The organism is Teredinibacter haidensis (assembly GCF_014211975.1).
Lineage (GTDB): Bacteria > Pseudomonadota > Gammaproteobacteria > Pseudomonadales > Cellvibrionaceae > Teredinibacter > Teredinibacter haidensis.
Genome location: NZ_CP060084.1, coordinates 1,913,114 through 1,931,377, shown reverse-complemented (window position 1 = coordinate 1,931,377; position 18,264 = coordinate 1,913,114). Strand labels below are relative to the sequence as shown.

Here is an 18,264-nt window from a genome sequence, read left to right as displayed (position 1 = left end):
CAGGTTGCTGGCCCAGTAGTTGTGAATTCTATGTCTCAAGAACATATTGATCATTTAATCAAGCAGGATTATGCCGCAGGCTTTGTAACGGATATTGAATCCGAGACCCTGCCGCCCGGTCTGGATGAAAGTGTTATTCGTTTTATTTCAGCTAAAAAAGAAGAGCCTCAATGGATGCTCGATTGGCGGTTAAAAGCCTACAGCGCTTGGAAGGAAATGGAAGAACCCGACTGGGCGCACGTTAATTACCCCAAAATCGATTTCAACGCGGTGTCCTATTATTCTGCACCGAAAAGCATGGCTGATCGACCAAAGAGTCTGGATGAAGTTGATCCGGAACTGTTGGAAACCTACAAAAAACTGGGTATTCCTTTGCACGAGCAGGAGGCCCTGGCGGGTGTTGCTGTCGATGCTGTTTTTGATTCGGTTTCGGTTGCGACCACTTTTCGTGGCAAGCTTAAAGATGCCGGCGTGATTTTTTGCCCTATATCGGAAGCCATTAAAGAATATCCAGAGTTGGTGAAAAAATATCTTGGTAGTGTGGTTCCGCAAAAAGACAATTTCTATTCAGCTCTAAATAGCGCTGTCTTTAGTGATGGTTCATTTGTGTATATACCTAAGGGAGTGCGCTGCCCTATGGAGCTATCAACATACTTCCGTATTAACGAATCGAATACTGGCCAGTTCGAGCGCACGCTTATTGTTGCCGATGAAGGTAGTCAGGTCAGTTATCTGGAAGGTTGTACTGCGCCTATGCGCGATGAAAACCAACTGCATGCAGCGGTGGTTGAATTAGTAGCGTTGGACAACTCCAATATTAAATATTCCACCGTTCAAAATTGGTATCCCGGTGATGCGGAAGGTAGGGGCGGAATATACAATTTTGTAACCAAGCGTGGTATTGCCCATACCAATGCACGAATTTCCTGGACGCAAGTCGAGACTGGCTCTGCGGTTACTTGGAAATACCCAAGCTGTATTTTGAAAGGTGATAACAGTGTAGGTGAATTCTATTCTGTTGCCCTTACGAATAATTACCAGCAGGCCGATACCGGAACGAAGATGATCCATTTGGGTAAAAATACTCGATCGACGATTATTTCTAAAGGTATTTCTGCTGGCAAAAGCTCCAATGCTTATCGCGGTTTGGTGCGCATGAATCCCGGTGCTGAGGGGGCGCGTAATTATACCCAGTGTGATTCACTGTTGATTGGTGATCAGTGCGCTGCGCATACTTTCCCGTATATAGAAAGTAAACACCCTTCGGCCGTTGTCGAGCATGAAGCCACAACCTCGAAGGTGAGCGACGACCAGTTGTATTTGTGTTTGCAGCGGGGCATTGATACGGAAAAAGCCGTGTCCATGATCGTGAACGGTTTCTGTAAGGAAGTGTTTAAAGAGCTGCCGATGGAGTTTGCCGTTGAAGCCGGCAAGTTGTTGGAAGTAAGCCTGGAAGGATCAGTAGGTTAAAAGGGGAGTGCACGCTTTTCGTGTGCCTTGCTTAAGGTAAGTATCTATAAACCAGTATTGCTGGAGCTACGGCAATAAGCGAAAGCGAGCGCACCACGCGCAACAGTGGAAGAATCACACGTTAACAGAGTCAGCGCTTAAATCTGCGCTATAGCTCATCAGTCACGAATAACGAGCGTACTTAATATGCTTTCTATAAAAGATCTTCATGCAGGTGTTGAAGACAAAGAAATTATTAAAGGCTTAAGCCTTGAAATTAAACCCGGTGAAGTCCACGCAATTATGGGACCAAATGGTTCCGGTAAAAGTACCACCGGTCATGTGTTGTCTGGTCGAGACGGTTATGATGTTTCCAGTGGCCGAGTCACTTTTTTAGGTAAAGACTTGCTTGAAATGGATACCGAAGAGCGTGCCCGAGAAGGTTTGTTTCTGGCCTTTCAATACCCGGTGGAAATTCCTGGCGTAAGTAACATGGAGTTTATGAAAGCCGCGGTTGATGCTGTGCGGGAGCACCGGGGCGAGGATGCTCTGGATGCTGTAAGTTTTATGAAAAAGGCGCGCGAGTACTGTAAAGCCGTAAACCTCGATCAAAGCTTTTTGAAGCGCGGTGTGAACGAAGGTTTCTCGGGCGGAGAGAAAAAGCGCAATGAAATTATGCAGATGATGCTGCTGGAGCCGAAGCTTTGCATTCTCGATGAAACGGATTCGGGGCTGGATATCGATGCTCTGCAAGTGGTTGCTGATGGCGTAAACGCACTGCGTAGCCCAGAGCGTTCATTTATCGTAGTTACGCACTATCAGCGCTTACTGAGTTATATCGAGCCGGATTTTGTTCATGTGCTCGCAAATGGCCGCATTATTAAATCGGGTGATAAAAGCTTGGCTTTGGAGCTGGAAGAGAAAGGTTACGGCTGGCTGGACCCATCATTAGGTGGAGCCGCTTAATGTCGGAGTTTATGCAACAGGCCGTCGAACCTCTGGCAACAGGTGCGTCCGCATGGTTGTCTGATCTGAATGCCCGAGGGAAAGATCAGTGGCAGGCCCATCGTTTTCCAGGGCGCAAAGCTGAAAGCTGGAAGTACACCAATCTGCGGGCCCTGGAACAGGGGGATTTTCACCGGAAAGGTTTGCCCGTTGTTAATGAGAGTGCGTGGCAGGAACAGGTTCAGATTGCAGATCTGAATGCATGGCAGTTGGTGTTTGTTAATGGGCAATACAGTGAGGTCTTATCCAGTAATCTGTCTGTGTTGCCGGAGGGGATTACGCTGGTGCGATTCTCCGAGGCCAGCAAAGAACAGCGGATTCAAATCCGCATTAAGTTGGATTCCGTTGCGATTCCCGAAAAGCACCTGTTCTCTGCGTTAAATGCGGCACAGCTGCAGGATGGTGTTTTTCTGCGTGTTGAAAAAAATATTCAATTGCAAAAACCGGTACAAATTGTACACATCAATACCCTGCAAGATCAGGCCTATACTGTTCATCAGCGTGTGTTGGTGGAAATGGAGCAAGGCAGTGAAGCTACCATCGTTGAACATTTCGCTTCCGGTGAGGACGATCAGAATAGTTTTACGAATGGCGTGACCGAACTCTGTGTGGGCGAAAATGCTCGTTTACATCACTATCGCCTGCATCTGGAACATGAAGCGGCCATTCATGTTGGCAGTGTGAATGTCGCGTTGGGACGCAACGCTAATTTAAACAGTTTTCATCTGGGGTTGGGGGGCAAAATTAAGCGCTTGGATTTCGTTGTGAATCATCAGGGCGAAGGCGCGCACTGCGAACTTAATGGCGTTTATCTGACCCACAATAGTCAGCATATTGATTACCATACCTGTATCGAGCACGCGGTTCCTCTGTGTACCACAAACGAAGTTTTCCGGGGAATTGTGGGCGATAGCTCTCGTGCTGTTTTTAACGGGCGCATTCATATCCATCCGCAAGCACAGAAAACTCTGGCGCAGCTGAGCAACAAAAATTTACTTACCAGCAATAAGGCTGAAGTGGATACTAAGCCGGAATTGGAAATTTATGCCGACGATGTGCAATGTGCTCACGGTGCAACAATTGCACAACTAGATAGTACCGCCATGCACTATTTGCGCACTCGGGGTGTGTCGGAGGCAGAGGCCCGGGTGATGCTGAGCTTTGGTTTTATTAATGAGTTGGTTAATGACATTAAACATGATGCTATAGCGGGCCATTTACGTCCCATGTTGGTCAGAATGTTTGCGCGTGATGATGCGTTAATGAGGCACCTTGTATGAATGTTGCGGAGCAGGTGGGGCAAAGTACTGTGAAGACTTTTGATGCAAAAAAAGTTCGGCAGGATTTTCCCATTTTGGATCAGAACGTTAACGGGCAGCCGTTAGTGTATCTGGACAATGCTGCGACAACACAAAAGCCCAATGCGGTGATTGATGCAATCAGTGATTACTATCGTGGATACAACTCCAATGTACATCGTGGTGCTCATAGCTTAAGTGATAAAGCCACCGCCGTATTTGAAGCCGCGCGGGAAACTGTAGCCACCTTTGTTAATAGCCCCAAAAAAGAACAAATTATCTGGACTCGTGGTACCACCGAGGCAGTGAATCTGGTTGCCCACAGTTGGGGGCGAGCCAATATTGCTGCTGGCGACAAGATATTGGTGTCAACCCTCGAGCACCATTCCAACATCGTTCCCTGGCAAATGCTGGCGCAAGATAAAGGCGCCTCTTTAATCCCGATTCCTGTTTCCGAAAAAGGTGAAATTGATCTTCAGGCTTTTGCGGCGCTACTGGATTCTAGGGTGAAAATTGTTTCAATCGGACATGTATCCAATGCTCTCGGCACTATAAATCCTGTTAAAGATATCATTGCAGAGGCAAAAAAAATCGGTGCAAAGGTTTTTGTTGATGGTGCGCAGGCCGTCGCTCATTTCCCTGTCGATGTACAGTCGTTGAATTGTGACTTTTACGGTTTTTCCGGTCACAAGCTGTTTGGCCCAACCGGTATTGGCGTGCTTTGGGGGCGAGAAGAGCTGTTAAATGAAATGCCGCCTTATCATGGCGGTGGTGAAATGATTGAAACCTGTAGCTTCGCTGGTACCACCTACAATCAGTTACCTTATAAGTTTGAAGCTGGTACACCGGACATTGCAGGTGCCATTGGTCTAGCCGCTGCGATTCAATATTTACAGTGTTTTGATCGTGATGAAGTTTCTGCCCATGAACATGATTTATTGGAATATTGCCATCAGCGCGCTGCAACCTGCGAGGGATTGAAACGCGTGGGTGAGGCCAAAAATATCGCTGGTGTTTTCAGCTTTTTGCTGGAGGGGGCACACCCTTCAGATGTTGGAATGTTGCTGGATCAGCAGGGCGTCGCCGTTCGCACAGGCCATCATTGCGCGCAACCGTTGATGGATGCTCTGCATATTCCTGGCACCGTACGCGCGTCTTTCTCTATTTATAACACCCGAGATGATGTCGACCGTTTGTTTGCGGCTCTCGAAAAAGTTAAACAGTTTTTGTAAGAGGCGAAACAGATATGAGTGTTGAAACATTTAGCGTTAGCGAAATTGTGAGTGTTACGCCCGCAGCGGCTGAACACTTTCGTCAGCAAGTTGAAAAACAGCAGGCTCAGGCGATTCGTATTAGTTTAAAAGAGAGCGGCTGTACGGGTTTTAAGTATGTTATTGACGAAGTTCAATGCTCAGAAGAAAATGACTTGGCTATTACTTTAGGTAATGGCGTACAGTTATATGTCGATCCAACCCACCTGACTGCCATTCAGGGTACGGTCGTGGATTATGTGAAAGAGGGTTTGAATCGGAATTTGGTGTTAAATAATCCCAATGTTAAAAATGCCTGTGGTTGTGGTGAAAGCTTTAGTTTTTAACTGAGTGTTCTCCCGTTGGCGCAAAGCGCTGATTTTGGCATAGGATTGCTAGCTCGTTGCAAAATTTTAACGTCGCGCTGGCAATGCAGATAGTTTTGCAACAGTCTGCTAGTCGGTGTTCATTCCGACCCTTACCTTTGGGGGCTTGAATTCCCAGCTCTGGTGCAGAGTGCTTCACCCTATTTTTATTGTTAATACAGTTTTATATTTTTGATAGATGGTTTTATATATGTCAGAACAACGCATGGTAACAACAGTACGTGATTGCCCGGCTCGCTTAGTGCCTGTGGGAGATCCCGTTACCATTCCCGCACACCAGTTTATTACGATCACCCAATCACTCGGTGGTAATTATACAGTTGTGTACCAAGGTAATATGCTGCGAGTTGATGGCACAGATGCCGATGCTTTGGGCTTGGAAAAATACGAACTTGTATTTGAGCAACCTGTAGATGAGTTTATCAATGAAGATCAGGTCTGGCAGGCTTTGGAAACAGTATATGACCCGGAAATTCCTGTAAACCTGCGCAGCCTTGGATTGATTTACAAGGTAGAGATTGATCAGCAATACAAAAAAGTGGCTATCAATATGACCTTAACCGCTCCCGCTTGTGGAATGGGGCCGGTGTTGGTCGGGGATGTTAAATATCGTGTAGGCATGGTGCCCAATGTAAAAGAGGCTGAGGTTGAGTTGGTTTTTGACCCTCCCTGGCATAGAGATATGATGTCGGAAGAAGCGCAACTTGAAACCGGAATGTTTTTTTAGTTATGTCGGATCTTACCCAAAACCCGTTTGGTACATCTATTACCGCGGAAGATGTTGTCGATACACTCGGTTTTTTTGATGGCTGGGAAGATCGCTATAAGTACATTATTGATCTAGGAAAAGAATTGCCTGAGATGGATGAGGCAAAGAAAGACGATGCGTATCAGGTGAAAGGGTGCCAGAGTCAAGTGTGGATAGATTACCAGCGCATCGATGACAAACTGTGGTTTGCTGCCGATAGTGATGCCTTTATTGTTAAAGGTTTGCTGGGGATAGTTCTGGCGGCTTATAACAGTAAATCGCCTAAGGATATTCTGGCCTTCGATATCAATGAATATTTTGATCAGTTAGGTTTGCTTAAGCATCTCAGCCCTACACGAGGTAATGGCCTGCGGTCGATGGTTGAGCGTATTCGAACCGAGGCCAAGAAGTAAGTCAGAGTGCCTGTTTAACGGCTGTCTCGAGCTTAGAGCTTAGGGGCTTGGTATTGCTGCCAAAATGTTTGATGTGTTTGCCATCGGCAGAAATGAAGTATTTGTTGAAATTCCAGCCGGGTTTCCGTGTTTGCTCGTTCAGATGTGTAAAAACGGGGTTGGCCTCTTTGCCTCGCACGTGAGTGGGTGCCAGCATGGTAAAAGAAACCCCATAGTTTTTGTAGCAAATGGTTGCTGCTTCTTCCTCGCTTTTTGCGGCCTGCTTGAAATCATTTGAAGCGAACCCAATCAGCTCAACGCCTTCCTTTTTATACTTCTGATATAGCGCTTCCAAACCTTTAAACTGATGGGTGTACCCACAGTGGCTGGCTGTATTGATAATAACCAGCGGTTTGTTTTTGTAGAGTTCGCATAGGTTAATGGTTTTGCTGCTGTGCAACTTTTTAAATTCGTGGTTTAAAAAGCCGGGGCACTGCGCGGTTGTTTCTGCGGCAGCCTTGGGTATCTGTAGAATTGACAGCAGCACAAGGCAAAGGGTAAGCCGGTTATTCATAAAACCTCCTTTGAATCTGTTCGGTCAGGGGGATGACTATTGTGCACTATGCATACTAATCTGGCGATTATCCAAGTATAATTTGGCGGGTGAATATCGGGAATTATTCCAAGTAGGCGTGCGAGCCGTGGGATATGAAAACAATAGGAAAATATCGAATGGCTACTGAAAGAACATTATCCATTGTGAAGCCGGATGCGGTTAAGAAAAACATTATTGGCGAAATATATCGTCGCTTGGAAAGTGCAGGCTTACGTATTGTGGCCGCGCGTATGATCCATATGGACGAGGAGCAGGCCGGAGGCTTCTATGCTGAGCACAAAGGTAAGCCGTTTTTTGATGATCTGATGTGGTTTATGACGTCAGGCCCCATCGTAGTACAGGTTTTGGAAGGGGAGAATGCGATTACGTTGAACCGTGAAACCATGGGGGCGACGGATCCCTCTAAAGCGGCAAAGGGCACCATTCGCAACGTTTACGGTGATTCTCTCGGTAGGAATATCGTTCACGGCTCCGATAGCCCCGAGTCGGCTGTACGGGAAATTAACTATTTCTTCTCAGAAGATGAGATCTGTCCGCGCTAGGGCGGGCAATTGAATTAAAACCAGAGGTATTAAGTTTAGTGAGTTGTCAGGATAACAGTGCCAACGTTGAAGTAGTAGCGGTCAATATGCCCGAGAAAGTCAATCTGATGGGTATGTCGCAAGGGCGTATGGAAGCGTTTTTCGAATCCCTGGGTGAGAAGAAGTTTCGCGCTGCGCAGCTATTGAAGTGGATTCACCAGATGGGTGTGAGCGACTTCCAGCAAATGAGTAATATCAGCAAAGCGCTGCGTAATCGTCTGGGTGAGGTCGCGGAGATTCGTGCGCCGGAAGTGATCGAACAATTAGACTCTTCCGATGGCACGCGCAAATTTCTGATTCGTGTGGGTGGAGGCAACGCTATAGAAGCCGTGTTTATTCCAGAGGGGGAGCGGGGAACGCTGTGCGTGTCTTCGCAGGTAGGGTGTTCTCTAGACTGCAGTTTCTGCTCGACCGGCAAACAGGGTTTTAACCGTGATCTGACATCGGATGAAATTATTGGTCAGGTTTGGATTGCGGCTAAATCTTTTGGTCAGCTGCAAGAAGATGGCGGTCGCGGAGACCGCAAAGTGACTAATGTGGTGCTGATGGGGATGGGTGAGCCGCTTCTCAACTTCGAAAACGTGGTTGAATCCATGCATCTTATGATGAATGATAATGGCTACGGTATATCCAAACGGCGGGTAACCTTGAGTACTTCCGGGGTTGTTCCGGCGCTGGATCGTTTGGGTAAGTATACCGATGCCTGCCTAGCTATCTCACTGCATGCGCCCAACGACGAGTTGCGGAATCAATTGGTGCCCATAAATAAGAAGTATCCTATTGCGCAACTACTGGATTCAGCCAGGCGTTATATCGAGGGTTTGCCCGATTCACATCGCAAGATCACCATTGAATACACGCTGATTGATCAATTAAATGACAGGCCAGAGCATGCCCATGAGCTGGCAGAGTTACTGAAGGATGTACCGGTAAAAATCAATCTGATTCCGTTTAACCCGTTTTCTCTGTCTAACTACAAGCGCGTAAGCAACAACGCGATGTACCGTTTTCAGCAGATTTTAATTGATGCGGGCTACACTACGACCATTCGCACGACTCGTGGTGATGATATTGATGCGGCCTGTGGTCAGCTGGCGGGGCAGGTAAATGATAGGACCAAACGCAGTCAGCGCTATAAACTCGACCAGGTGGCGTTGATGAGTGCCGAAGATGGGGTGATACCCGTGAAAATTGTGAATCAATAATAATTAAACAAAATAAAGGGGGAGTAACCGTGTCCAGGCTTATTTTTCGACGAAGCAGGGCGGTTGTACTGAGCGCTTTTCTAGCGCTGTTGCTGGCCGGCTGTATCACCACTATGGAGAGCTCCAAGCCGAAGATCGATAAGCAGCAGGCTCTGGAAGCTAATATTAAATTGGGAATGACCTATCTGCAGCAGAATAAGCGTGAGGGCGCGGTGCGTTCTTTTACCAAAGCGCTAGACCTCGACAGTAAATCTGCGGAAGCTCACCTGGGTATGGCGCTACTGCACCAGCTAAATGGCGAGATTAAGGAATCGGAAGTCAGTTTTAAACGAGCTCTGAGTAATAGGAGTCGGATCGATTTTTCCCGGGCCAGCATTGAATTTAGTTACGCGCGCTTACTTTTTGAGCAGGAGCGCTTTAACGAATCGATGAAGCTCTTCCAGTTATCAAGCTCGGATTACGCCTATAACGGCAGGCCGGATGCGCTGATGAATGTCGGCTTGTGCGCGCTCAAGCTAGATGATCAAGTCCGAGCGAAAGCCGCTTTTGAGCACAGTTTGAACCTAAACCCGCGTATCGCTCAGTCAAACTTGGAGTTGGCGGATATGGCCTTTATGGAAAGGGATTACAGTAACGCGAAGCAGTATTTGGATCGATTCAGCAGCATTACCCGCCATGTACCCAGGAGCCTGTGGCTGGGTATTCGCATTGAACGCATTTTTGGGAACAAAGATAAAGAAGCAAGCTATGCATTGGCGCTTAAAAACCTGTACCCTTACTCGAAAGAATTTTTGGACTACAAGCGATTTATTGAAACTCAATAGTGCCCACATGCGGGCTCGAGAAGAATAAGAACAATCTGATGACCGGCAGCCAAGCACAACTCAACATCGAAGACGAATATCAGCAATTACTGGATCAGAGCAAGCCAGGTGCCGCTCTGAAGCTGATACGGGAAGGTAAGGCCGTGGATATCGAGGCTATCGCCAGTGCCACGATGATCCCCGACTGGAAGTTGGCAGATCTGGAAAATGACAATTACGGTGGCTTGGGTGGCGAGCTTTTTGTGATGGGGTATATCCGCAAGGTCGCCAAAATTCTTGATGTCGAGTCTGACTCCCTTATCGCTGCCTATAAACAGTCAGTACCTTCCACAATGGCTTCATCGGCCGAGCACGTACTGGGTGAGCCGTCTCTTGCAGGTTCGGGCTCAATTGCAATGAGCACGCTGTCATCGAATCAAAAAAAGAGTTTCTTGACTAAAATAAACTCCATGCCGGGCTATGTTGCCGTTGCTGCACTGCTGTTCGTGTGGGTTTTTGCCGTGTGGCTTATTAAACCAAATAAACCTGTAGGTGAGCTGAATTCATCGCCAGTCGCTGCGGTTGTTGCTGAGACAGAGACAGAGACAGTTGTTTTTGACGCTGAAGTAGACGTTAGCGAAAACGATGCTGTCGATAGCCCCCCTCAACCCCCTGTGCTGGTGCCCACGTCCGTACCGAGTGCTGAGCCGGTGGCGGAGACCCCGGCGCCTTCCGATACCCGCCCCGGAGTATTTCAGAACGAATCGTTACTGGTTTTGTCCTTTATTGATGATTGCTGGGTAAAGGTTACAGATGCCAACGGTAAGGTAGTGTTTGCGCAAACCAAACTGAAAGGGGATAATCTGCAGCTTTTTGGAGAGGCCCCGTTTAAAGTGATGCTGGGCAATGCGCGGGCAGCGGAGGTAATGATTAACGGCCAACCATTTGCCGTGAACCCCGTGCCCGGCAAAAAAACTCTGCGCTTTACGGTTGCTCCGTAGCCATCGTTATCACCTCCCAGGCCTTAATGGCGATTTATCAGTAGGTTAAAAATCCATGTATTTTGAATCGCCGATTAAACGGCGCAAGACGCGTCAAATAATGGTTGGCAATGTTGCCGTTGGTGGTGATGCACCCATCAGCGTGCAAAGTATGACCAATACAGAAACGACCGATGTCGAGGCTACCGTTGCGCAGATCAAGCGTATTCAGGATGCCGGTGCCGATATTGTGCGTGTTTCCGTGCCCAGTATGGATGCGGCTGAGGCATTTGGGGCCATTCGACAAAAAGTTTCTGTTCCGCTCGTGGCGGATATTCATTTCGACTATCGCATAGCGTTGCGAGTGGCCGATTTGGGTGTTGACTGTTTGCGTATCAACCCCGGCAATATCGGTCGTGAGAAGCGTGTTCAAGCCGTGGTTGAAAAAGCCCGTGATCTGAATATTCCCATCCGTATTGGTGTGAATGCGGGGTCTCTGGAAAAGGATCTGCAAAAGAAATACGGTGAGCCAACACCTGATGCCCTGGTGGAATCTGCCCTGCGTCATGTGGATTTTCTCGACAAATACGATTTCCAGAATTTCAAAGTCAGTGTAAAAGCTTCGGATGTGTTTATGGCCGTGGCGGCATACCGTAAACTGGCGACCCAAATTGAACAGCCGCTACATTTGGGTATTACGGAGGCCGGTGGCCTGCGTGCGGGTACTGTTAAATCGTCCGTTGGCTTGGGCATGCTGCTGATGGACGGTATTGGAGATACCATTCGCGTGTCTCTCGCGGCTGATCCGGTGGAAGAGGTGAAAGTCGGCTGGGATATGCTTAAGAGTCTCAAGCTGCGTAACAAAGGTATTAATTTTATCGCCTGCCCAAGCTGCTCTCGCCAAAATTTTGATGTTATTAAAACCATGAACGAGCTGGAAACCCGGCTTGAAGATATAAAAACGCCCTTGGATGTGGCGGTGATCGGTTGCGTCGTCAATGGCCCAGGTGAAGCTAAAGAGGCGGATATTGGTCTGGCAGGCGGTACACCCAAAAACTTGATTTACGTAGGTGGAGAGCCCCGCCAGAAGTTAGAGCAAGAAAACCTTGTAGATAATTTGGAAAGGCTGATTCGTCAGCGGGCAGACGAGAAAGAGGCGCAAGTCGCCGAGCAGGAAAAAAACCTGATCGCCAAAGCATAAGAGCCGTCAGTTAACCATATAAAATCAGGATAAGCATTGAAAAAGCTGCAAGCAATTAAGGGCATGAATGATCTTCTGCCCAACGAGTCACCCTATTGGCAGTATTTGGAATCGGTTGTTACCGAAGTCGTACAAACTTATGGCTATCAGGAAATCCGCTTCCCGCTTTTGGAAACGACAGAGCTGTTCAAACGCTCAATCGGTGAAGTGACCGATATCGTTGAAAAGGAAATGTATACTTTCGATGACAGGAACGGTGAAAGCGTTACCCTGCGTCCGGAGGGCACAGCAAGTTGTGTGCGCGCCTGTGAACAAGGCCAACTGCTCTACAATCGCGGTACCCTGGTTCAAAAGCTTTGGTATTCTGGGCCAATGTTTCGCTATGAAAGGCCTCAGAAGGGCCGCTTGCGTCAGTTCCACCAGATCGGTGTTGAGGCCTACGGTATTGCTTCAGCCGATGTGGATGCCGAGCTGCTAATATTAACGGCCCGTCTTTGGCGAGTACTCGGCCTGGATGATGCCGTGACTCTGCAAATAAACAGTTTGGGTACCAGTGAATGCCGCGCGAAATACCGTGCAGCCTTGGTGGAGTATTTGCAGGCGCGTTTCGATCAGCTAGACGACGATAGCAAGCGTCGCATGGAAACTAATCCGCTGCGCATACTCGATAGTAAAAACGAACAAACGCAAGCACTGTTGGCCGATGCACCGGACCTGTCAGATTATCTCGACGACGAATCCCGCGAGCACTTTGCTCAGGTACAGGCCTACCTGACGGCGGCAGAGGTACCATTTACGGTAAATACGCGATTGGTTCGCGGGTTGGATTACTACAGTCGCACGGTTTTCGAGTGGGTAACCGATAAACTTGGCGCTCAGGGCACGGTGTGTGCCGGTGGTCGCTACGATAGCCTGGTCTCACAATTGGGAGGGCAGCCAACGCCGGCGGTTGGTTTTGCTATGGGCATGGAGCGGCTGGTGCTATTGCTGCAGGAATTGAATTTATTTCCTGAGGATATTTCCCGTACTGTCGATGTCTACTTGGTGGCTGTTGGCGACGTAATACCTCAGGCTTTCCAGTTGGCGGAGTACTTGCGCGAAGAAGCACCTTATCTTCGTCTGCAGATGAATTGTGGCGGCGGAAGTTTTAAAAGTCAGATGAAAAAGGCTGATCGGAGTGGGGCTGAGATCGCCTTGATCCTGGGTGAGGATGAAGCCAGTAAAGGCGAGATTACCGTGAAGTATTTGCGTACGGGTGACGCGCAGCAAACCATAAAACAACAACAAATAACAGACGTTATCGTTTAGGAGCGAATAAAGTGGCAGATCACTTAACAGAAGAAGAACAGGTAGAGGCGCTCAAGCGCTGGTGGAAAGAGAATTGGCTGTCTATTGTACTGCCCTGCGTTGTTGCCCTAGTGGGCTGGATGGGTTGGTCAAGCTGGGAAGACCACAAGTTGGGGAGGGCCCAGGCCGCATCAGATCAATTTGAAGCACTGTCTAAAGCCGCTGAGGTTCAGCCTGGTGCCGCCATGAGCGCCGAGCAAAAGGTAATTGTAAGTGGTTTGGCTGAAGCTCTGGTTAGCGATTTTAATGGCTCGCTCTATGCCGATATGGGCAACCTGATGCTGGCCAAACTGCATGTGGAAGACAAGCAGCTCGATGTCGCAGCGAGCCGCTTACAAGAGGTTGTGACTGGTGGAGCAAATGCTTCTATTGTACAGCTGGCAAGTGCGCGTCTAGCCCGTGTATTGGCAGCCAAAGGTGATGTCGACCAGGCGCTGGCTCTGGTCGCTCAGTCCAATAGCGAGACCTACACGGCCCTGTTTGCCGAAATTCGCGGTGATATTTATCACTCGCAGGGTAAAATGGGCCAGGCTCATACAGCTTATGTTGAAGCCTTGAGTTCACTGCCACCCTCTGAGTTTGGTCGTACCAGCCTTATCCAGCTAAAGCGTGATGCGGTTGCTCAATCAGCACCCGTAGCAGAAACAGAACCTACTGAAGCTGCCGCTGAGGGAGACGCTTAATGTTGTTGCGGTATTTATTGCTGGCCGTTGCTGTTCTGAGCCTTGTAGCCTGTCAAAGCAAAGATTCAAAAAAACTCGAATTGAAGGCTGCAGATCTCATTAAATTTGAGGAAACAGTCAAAGTTAAAAAGCAATGGAGCCGGGCTGCGGGTTCCGGTCAGGAAAAGCGGTTTTCACGTTTTGTTCCTGCGTTGGATGGCGAAGGTGGTATCTATACGGTTGGCTATAAGGGCGATGTACAGGCCTTCGATGCAACAACCGGTAAAAAACGCTGGAAAGTAAAAACTAAAGCTGAAATTTCCGGTGGTGTTGCGGCGAGTGCCAGCGGTATTTATTTCGGCACTTACGACGGCATGGTTCACGTATTGAATAAGGATACCGGAGAGCTTAACTGGAAAGCCAAGGTTAGTAGTGAAGTGGCATCTGCCCCGGCTGGGAACAGTGATATTGTTGTTGCTGTGACCATTGATGGACGCGTATTTGCCTTTGAGGCCGAAACCGGTGCGCTACGCTGGTCCTATGATCACATGCTGCCAGTTCTGACCTTGCGTGGTACGGCGTCTCCTGTCCTGACCCCCACTCAGGTGATTGTTGCATTCGATAATGGGCAGGTACTGAGCCTGGGAGCCAAAGATGGTTCGTCCCAGTGGCAGCTTCGAGTGAGCCGTCCCCAGGGGCGTACCGAGCTGGATCGTATCGTCGATATTGATGGAACACCGGTGCTTAACGGTAGTTACCTGTACGCGGGGAATTATCAAGGCAATGTCGTGGCCGCAAGCCGCGGAGCCGGTCGACTGGTGTGGTCGAAAGAGGCATCAACCCACAATGCAGTGGTGGTTGCCAATAATAAAGTCTTCGTGAGCACAGATGAGTCTCGCATTGTTGCGTATAACGCTTTAAACGGTGAGCTTGAGTGGGAAAATTTTCAGCTTAAGCGCCGTAATACCAGCGCTCCAGCAATATTCGGCGATTATCTGGCCGTCGCTGATGGTTATGGCTATGTACATGTACTAAATCAGGACGATGGTCAATTCGCTGACCGTTTTAAACTGGCCGGTGGTGGGAAAATGCGACGAGCCGCTATACGTGCGCCGTTGTTGGGCGATGGTGATACATTGTATACCTACTCCAATAAAGGCAAACTGAGCGCCTATACTATCGTTGGCGAGTCCAAGTAGGGCTTGTTCAAAGGTGCCTGCGGCGAGCTTGAATAAGGCTCGTCGCATCTAATTCATTCCAGAGAAGCTTCATGATCCCAACCATTGCCCTTGTTGGTAGGCCAAACGTGGGAAAATCCACGTTATTTAATCGACTCACTAAAACCCGAGACGCCATTGTCGCTAACTTTGCGGGCCTTACTCGCGATCGCAAATACGGTGATGCGGAATTTGAAGGTAAGCGCTTTATTGTTGTGGATACGGGCGGTATCAGCGGCGACGAAGAAGGTATCGACAGTGTGATGGCTGATCAATCGCTACAGGCGATCATGGAGTCTGACATTGTATTATTTATGGTGGACTGTCGAGATGGTATGACAGCTACCGATCAGCAAATCGCCGATCACCTACGCGGTTTAGCCAAGCCTACCTTTGTGGTTGCCAACAAAGTGGACGGTTTAAATCCGGATGTGGCTGTAGCGCCGTTCTACGAAATGGGCCTGGGCGAAATTTATTCCATTGCAGCTTCTCATGGTCGTGGTGTTCGACCTCTGATAGAGGAGGTGTTGGCGGAATTTCCCGAGACGGAAGCCGAAGACGAGAGCGAAAAGCGCGGCATTAAAATGGCCATTGTCGGGCGCCCCAACGTGGGTAAGTCAACGCTCGTCAATCGAATGTTGGGTGAAGATCGTGTTGTGGTTTTCGATATGCCGGGAACTACCCGAGACAGTATTTATATCGATTATGAGCGCGATGGAAAACCGTACACCATTATCGATACCGCAGGTGTTCGCCGTCGCAAAAACGTAAAACTCACTGTAGAGAAGTTTTCTATTGTTAAAGCGCTCCAGGCAATGGGAGACGCTAATGTTGTGATAGTCGTGCTGGATGCTAGTGAAGGTGTAGTCGATCAGGATTTACACCTAATGGGGCACGCGCTCGAAAGTGGTCGGGCTCTCGTTGTCGCGCTCAACAAATGGGATGGTCTGGAAGAAGACCATAAGAAACATATCAAAATGGAGCTGGAAAGGCGGCTGCGTTTTGCTGACTTTGCCGATCTACATTTTATTTCTGCCTTGCATGGTACCGGCGTGGGGCATTTATATGAGTCGGTAGAAAAAGCCTACCGCGCGGCAACGGAGAAATACTCAACCAATTTTTTAACCCGAGTTTTAGAGCACACTGTTAGCGGGCATCCCCCCCCCTTGGTTCATGGTCGTCGCATAAAATTGCGCTATGCCCATTCTGGCGGCCACAACCCTCCGGTGATTGTCATTCACGGCAACCAAACCAAGGAAGTACCGAATCATTATGTGCGTTATTTAGAGAAAAGCTTCCGCAAGGCGCTGGAGCTTCAAGGGACACCGGTAAAAATTGAATTCCGTTCCAGTGAGAACCCATTTGCGGGAAGAAAGAACAAGCTGACTGATCGCCAGCTTGCCAAAAAACGTCGGTTAATGAAGCATGTGAAGAAAAAGTAATCTGCTTTGTAGGCTTACTCTGCAGAGCAGGACCAGCCCCAGGACTGCAATTTGCCTACAAATTCTTCTGCCTTCTGTTCACAATAGCCTTCCAGATTCTGCGCGCTCCAGAGCGTGTTGACTTCGTTGGGCGCTTCATTGTCTTTGTAATAATTAACATCACAAGGAACTTTCATCGCGTCCGAGCTGTAGTTGATTTCAATGCGGCGAATAAGCCCCTGCTGGGAGCAACTGTATTTATGGGCTTTGGATATTTCGGCCTCTGGCATGGCTGCTTCTTCCGTGCCATGGTTGTCTGCGCTAACGGAACCCGCGTTGAGTAGCAGGCTTGATACTAAGCAAAACAGAGTGTACTTCCAAGTTGAATAATGTGTCATAACGGATACTCCTTTGATCGCATTTACGGGCTGAAGTGTATTACCTAATGGATTGCACTACCATTTATTCTCGGTTAACAATAGGTGTTTTTTCTTGATTTTCAATGAATCCTTATTGATGTTGGCGTTACTCGCCTGTTCCACGGGAATATTGGCGGGGTTTCTAGCGGGGTTATTTGGTGTTGGCGGTGGCATTATCGTTGTACCTGCACTCTATCACCTGTTTATTGCGATGGGCTGTAGTGGAGAAACGGCTATGTCTATGGCGGTATCCACATCTTTGCTGTGTATAATTCCTACGTCCATCTCCTCGATTAAAGCCCATTGGCGGTTGAACAATATCGCGTGGTACTGCTTGCGCTTTTGGTCTCCCGCATTATTTTTGGGTGCTTTAATTGGTGCATTGGGCGTTTCCAATTTGCGTGGTAGCTGGTTACAGGGGATTTTTGCAGCCTTGCTGGGTATTGTTGCCATCATTATTGTGGTTCGTTTAGTTGTTGTGTTCAGCACTGAGCGTGATACAAAGGAGCAGCGTGGCGGGTGGGGGATGCTTCTATCCACATTTTGTATCGGCTGCGTTTCCGCTTTGGCAGGAGTCGGGGGCGGAGCTTTGGGAGGGCCGTTGTTAGTTGTTCGTGGTTTCTCGGCTCACCGGGCCGTGGGAACAGCGGCTGGTTTTGGTTTCCTTATTGCCTTGCCCGCAGTTTTACTTATTTTAGTTTTGGGCAGTACGCGGCCGGATGCTCCCTACGGTAGTTTTTCTTTAATCAATTTTCCCGCATTTTTATTGATTGTTTCGGCGTCTGTGCTGACAGCTCCTTTTGGGGCGAAGTTCGGCAAGCGCTTATCTCACCGGATGTTGTCGGGAATATTGGCTCTTTTATTGGTGTTGCTTGTTATTAAAATGTTAATTGAAATTACAGGCTAATCCTCGAAATTTTATGTAGAGCCGTATTGATAAACGCCTCAATTCTTTTATTAACTCCAAACGCTCTTTGTAGCGCCTCCCGGCGTGTGTTTTGATGTCTAGCGACACAATAATCACGACTGACCTTATCGATAAGGCGCGACAATCATTCTAATGATATCAAATATATGGGTAGTGCCAAAGGCGTAGGCACTAGCGCCTGAATAGTCTGTAGCGGCTGCGAACTTAAACACGTGGAGTGGCTTGCCGATCTGTCTGTTTGTAATCTATGTGAATTTTTTCGAGCGATTTGTTGTGGAAACCGCAGGGTTTATCTGTCTAATCATTAATCGTTAGTCCTGAAAAAAAGCTTAATCAATACCGGGAATACACATGTA

Annotated in this window: 19 protein-coding genes; 17 read left to right on the top strand and 2 right to left on the bottom strand. The window is 48.3% G+C overall.

Annotated features, from left to right (window positions below):
- Positions 1–30: 30 nt before the first annotated feature.
- The 7 genes from sufB to H5715_RS07555 all read left to right on the top strand — a co-directional run bounded on the left by sufB (position 31) and on the right by H5715_RS07555 (position 6,549).
- On the top strand, positions 31–1,470 hold the full coding sequence (sufB, locus tag H5715_RS07585; RefSeq protein ID WP_075185275.1) for a Fe-S cluster assembly protein SufB: 1,440 nt from the start codon (positions 31–33) through the stop codon (positions 1,468–1,470).
- Positions 1,471–1,656: 186 nt separating this feature from the next.
- Positions 1,657–2,415 carry a Fe-S cluster assembly ATPase SufC gene (gene sufC / locus H5715_RS07580; RefSeq protein WP_075185276.1) on the top strand — a complete coding sequence of 253 codons (759 nt, stop codon included), beginning with the start codon at positions 1,657–1,659 and terminating at the stop codon, positions 2,413–2,415.
- Entirely contained in the window at positions 2,415–3,734 is a 1,320-nt protein-coding gene (gene sufD, locus H5715_RS07575; RefSeq protein WP_075185277.1) for a Fe-S cluster assembly protein SufD, read from the top strand. The genes sufC and sufD overlap by 1 nt, the downstream gene beginning before the upstream one ends.
- Positions 3,731–4,984, top strand: coding sequence for an aminotransferase class V-fold PLP-dependent enzyme (locus H5715_RS07570; RefSeq protein ID WP_075185278.1), 1,254 nt, complete (start codon positions 3,731–3,733; stop codon positions 4,982–4,984). Before sufD ends, H5715_RS07570 begins: the two co-directional genes overlap by 4 nt.
- A 14-nt stretch (positions 4,985–4,998) precedes the next feature.
- On the top strand, positions 4,999–5,349 hold the full coding sequence (locus H5715_RS07565) for a HesB/IscA family protein (protein ID WP_075185279.1): 351 nt from the start codon (positions 4,999–5,001) through the stop codon (positions 5,347–5,349).
- A 229-nt stretch (positions 5,350–5,578) separates the two neighbouring features.
- Positions 5,579–6,115: a putative Fe-S cluster assembly protein SufT gene (gene sufT, locus H5715_RS07560; protein ID WP_075185280.1), complete on the top strand. Its 537-nt coding sequence runs from the start codon at positions 5,579–5,581 to the stop codon at positions 6,113–6,115.
- A 2-nt stretch (positions 6,116–6,117) separates the two neighbouring features.
- Complete coding sequence (locus H5715_RS07555) at positions 6,118–6,549, top strand: SufE family protein (RefSeq protein WP_075185281.1); 432 nt, start codon at positions 6,118–6,120, stop codon at positions 6,547–6,549.
- A gap of 1 nt (position 6,550) precedes the next feature.
- Here H5715_RS07555 and H5715_RS07550 read toward each other — a convergent pair whose 3' ends face one another.
- Positions 6,551–7,102, bottom strand: a complete 552-nt coding sequence (locus H5715_RS07550; RefSeq protein WP_075185282.1) for a glutathione peroxidase — start codon at positions 7,100–7,102, stop codon at positions 6,551–6,553.
- Between the two features lie 158 nt (positions 7,103–7,260).
- Here H5715_RS07550 and ndk point away from each other — a divergent pair, with 158 nt between their 5' ends.
- From ndk to der, 9 genes are all read left to right on the top strand, one after another.
- Positions 7,261–7,686 carry a nucleoside-diphosphate kinase gene (gene ndk, locus H5715_RS07545; RefSeq protein ID WP_075185283.1) on the top strand — a complete coding sequence of 142 codons (426 nt, stop codon included), beginning with the start codon at positions 7,261–7,263 and terminating at the stop codon, positions 7,684–7,686.
- 86 nt (positions 7,687–7,772) lie between these two features.
- Positions 7,773–8,930 (top strand): dual-specificity RNA methyltransferase RlmN, encoded by a 1,158-nt coding sequence (gene rlmN / locus H5715_RS07540; protein WP_075185284.1) that lies wholly within the window; start codon positions 7,773–7,775, stop codon positions 8,928–8,930.
- 29 nt (positions 8,931–8,959) lie between these two features.
- Positions 8,960–9,754 carry a type IV pilus biogenesis/stability protein PilW gene (gene pilW, locus H5715_RS07535; RefSeq protein ID WP_246434732.1) on the top strand — a complete coding sequence of 265 codons (795 nt, stop codon included), beginning with the start codon at positions 8,960–8,962 and terminating at the stop codon, positions 9,752–9,754.
- Positions 9,755–9,792: 38 nt separating this feature from the next.
- Positions 9,793–10,734: a helix-turn-helix domain-containing protein gene (locus H5715_RS07530; RefSeq protein WP_075185286.1), complete on the top strand. Its 942-nt coding sequence runs from the start codon at positions 9,793–9,795 to the stop codon at positions 10,732–10,734.
- A gap of 55 nt (positions 10,735–10,789) precedes the next feature.
- On the top strand, positions 10,790–11,914 hold the full coding sequence (gene ispG, locus H5715_RS07525; RefSeq protein ID WP_075185287.1) for a flavodoxin-dependent (E)-4-hydroxy-3-methylbut-2-enyl-diphosphate synthase: 1,125 nt from the start codon (positions 10,790–10,792) through the stop codon (positions 11,912–11,914).
- Between the two features lie 36 nt (positions 11,915–11,950).
- Entirely contained in the window at positions 11,951–13,222 is a 1,272-nt protein-coding gene (gene hisS, locus H5715_RS07520) for a histidine--tRNA ligase (protein WP_075185288.1), read from the top strand.
- Positions 13,223–13,233: 11 nt separating this feature from the next.
- The gene (locus H5715_RS07515; protein ID WP_075185289.1) at positions 13,234–13,944 is read left to right on the top strand and encodes a YfgM family protein; all 711 of its coding nucleotides are present in this window, start codon (positions 13,234–13,236) and stop codon (positions 13,942–13,944) included.
- Complete coding sequence (gene bamB, locus H5715_RS07510; protein ID WP_246434731.1) at positions 13,944–15,122, top strand: outer membrane protein assembly factor BamB; 1,179 nt, start codon at positions 13,944–13,946, stop codon at positions 15,120–15,122. The genes H5715_RS07515 and bamB overlap by 1 nt, the downstream gene beginning before the upstream one ends.
- Positions 15,123–15,193: 71 nt before the next feature.
- On the top strand, positions 15,194–16,582 hold the full coding sequence (gene der / locus H5715_RS07505; protein ID WP_075185290.1) for a ribosome biogenesis GTPase Der: 1,389 nt from the start codon (positions 15,194–15,196) through the stop codon (positions 16,580–16,582).
- Positions 16,583–16,596: 14 nt separating this feature from the next.
- Here der and H5715_RS07500 read toward each other — a convergent pair whose 3' ends face one another.
- Positions 16,597–16,959 carry a hypothetical protein gene (locus H5715_RS07500; protein ID WP_075185291.1) on the bottom strand — a complete coding sequence of 121 codons (363 nt, stop codon included), beginning with the start codon at positions 16,957–16,959 and terminating at the stop codon, positions 16,597–16,599.
- A 94-nt stretch (positions 16,960–17,053) separates the two neighbouring features.
- Between H5715_RS07500 and H5715_RS07495 the strand changes: the two genes are divergently transcribed.
- Positions 17,054–17,887, top strand: a complete 834-nt coding sequence (locus tag H5715_RS07495; RefSeq protein ID WP_139309761.1) for a sulfite exporter TauE/SafE family protein — start codon at positions 17,054–17,056, stop codon at positions 17,885–17,887.
- Positions 17,888–18,264 lie beyond the last annotated feature (377 nt).

Excerpts from the sequence above, each read along its gene's own strand:
- sufB (WP_075185275.1), top strand. The coding sequence starts at position 31 with ATGTCTCAAGAACATATTGATCATTTAATCAAGCAGGATTATGCCGCA.
- sufC (WP_075185276.1), top strand. The coding sequence starts at position 1,657 with ATGCTTTCTATAAAAGATCTTCATGCAGGTGTTGAAGACAAAGAAATT.
- sufD (WP_075185277.1), top strand. The coding sequence starts at position 2,415 with ATGTCGGAGTTTATGCAACAGGCCGTCGAACCTCTGGCAACAGGTGCG.
- H5715_RS07570 (WP_075185278.1), top strand. The coding sequence starts at position 3,731 with ATGAATGTTGCGGAGCAGGTGGGGCAAAGTACTGTGAAGACTTTTGAT.
- H5715_RS07565 (WP_075185279.1), top strand. The coding sequence starts at position 4,999 with ATGAGTGTTGAAACATTTAGCGTTAGCGAAATTGTGAGTGTTACGCCC.
- sufT (WP_075185280.1), top strand. The coding sequence starts at position 5,579 with ATGTCAGAACAACGCATGGTAACAACAGTACGTGATTGCCCGGCTCGC.
- H5715_RS07555 (WP_075185281.1), top strand. The coding sequence starts at position 6,118 with ATGTCGGATCTTACCCAAAACCCGTTTGGTACATCTATTACCGCGGAA.
- H5715_RS07550 (WP_075185282.1), bottom strand. The coding sequence starts at position 7,102 with ATGAATAACCGGCTTACCCTTTGCCTTGTGCTGCTGTCAATTCTACAG.
- ndk (WP_075185283.1), top strand. The coding sequence starts at position 7,261 with ATGGCTACTGAAAGAACATTATCCATTGTGAAGCCGGATGCGGTTAAG.
- rlmN (WP_075185284.1), top strand. The coding sequence starts at position 7,773 with ATGCCCGAGAAAGTCAATCTGATGGGTATGTCGCAAGGGCGTATGGAA.
- H5715_RS07530 (WP_075185286.1), top strand. The coding sequence starts at position 9,793 with ATGACCGGCAGCCAAGCACAACTCAACATCGAAGACGAATATCAGCAA.
- ispG (WP_075185287.1), top strand. The coding sequence starts at position 10,790 with ATGTATTTTGAATCGCCGATTAAACGGCGCAAGACGCGTCAAATAATG.
- bamB (WP_246434731.1), top strand. The coding sequence starts at position 13,944 with ATGTTGTTGCGGTATTTATTGCTGGCCGTTGCTGTTCTGAGCCTTGTA.
- der (WP_075185290.1), top strand. The coding sequence starts at position 15,194 with ATGATCCCAACCATTGCCCTTGTTGGTAGGCCAAACGTGGGAAAATCC.
- H5715_RS07500 (WP_075185291.1), bottom strand. The coding sequence starts at position 16,959 with ATGACACATTATTCAACTTGGAAGTACACTCTGTTTTGCTTAGTATCA.